This is a genomic window from Rhodoferax sp. RT5P35 (assembly GCF_056521385.1).
Genome location: NZ_JBWMAX010000326.1, coordinates 1 through 1,074 on the forward strand (window position 1 = coordinate 1; position 1,074 = coordinate 1,074).

Below are 1,074 nucleotides of genomic sequence, written 5' to 3' on the forward strand. Positions count from 1 at the left end.
GACGGCGACGACATCGTCTACATCGCCCGCAACGGCCCCAGCCGCAGCATGAACACCGGCTACGTGCTGGGCGGGCGGGTGCAGGCCCAGGTCACGGCGGCGGGCTTGATGATGCTGGCCCAGCGCACGCCCGAGCAGCGCGAGCAGTGGCTGGCCCAGCGCAGCCTGCAGACCTACACCCCGCACACCATTACCCAGCCCGAGCAGTTGCGCACCGCCCTGGTCCACATCCGCGCACAGGACTGGGCCCTGTCCGAGCAGCAGCTGGAGCTGAACTACCGCGGCATCGCCGTGCCCCTGCGCGACCGCAATGGCGATGCCGTCGCCGCCCTCAGCGTCACCATGCCCATGGGCCATGAACCCACCGCCGATGCGGTGGCCCGCGTGCTGCCGGTGCTGCGGGAGACGGCGCAGGCGATGCGGAATTTGATTTGACCGGACCGACTCTGCTGGTTGGCGTGGGCAGGGGTGTTTGTTGCTAATTGTTACACTGCCGCCTCCGCAGCACCTTTGAGGACACCACCGTGTGGTTCAAGAATACGAAAATAGTGACCCGGCTGAGCGTGGGTTTTGGATTGATTTTGGCGTTGCTGGTCGTGGTGATGGGGGTGGCTGCCCTGCGCCTGGGCGAACTGGGCAACATCGACCACCGCATCGTGGACGAGGGCCTGGTAAAGAACTCTGCCGCGGCCACCATCAACGCCACCACCAAGGCCAACGCGCGCCGGACCATGGAGCTGTTTTTCCTCACCGACCCCGCCAAAGCCCAGCAGACCTACGCCTTCATCGATGCCAATAAAAAGGCCATCGCCGATGCGCTGCAGACGCTGAACACCCTGGAAACCTCGCCCGAGGGCCGGGCGCTGCTCGACAAAATCCAGCAAACCCGCACCGCCTACGTGGCATCGTTTGGCAAGGTGGACCAGTTGCTGCGCAGCGAAGACCGGGCCGAGGCCTCGGCCGTGCTGCTGGCCCAGACCCTGCCCGCCCTGGATGCCCTGCAAGACCAGGTGGTGGCCATGGTGGAGCTGCAAAAGCGGCAAATTGCCGAGGATGCCGCGCTGCTGGATGCGC

At 65.7% G+C, this 1,074-nt stretch carries 2 protein-coding genes; both read left to right on the top strand.

Annotated elements, in window-relative coordinates:
- A partial coding sequence (locus AC097L_RS26030; RefSeq protein WP_479589580.1) for an IclR family transcriptional regulator domain-containing protein occupies positions 1-435 on the top strand: 435 nt, incomplete at its 5' end.
- Positions 436-524: 89 nt separating this feature from the next.
- Positions 525-1,074 (top strand): MCP four helix bundle domain-containing protein (locus AC097L_RS26035; RefSeq protein WP_479589581.1); only part of this gene is annotated, 550 nt, incomplete at its 3' end.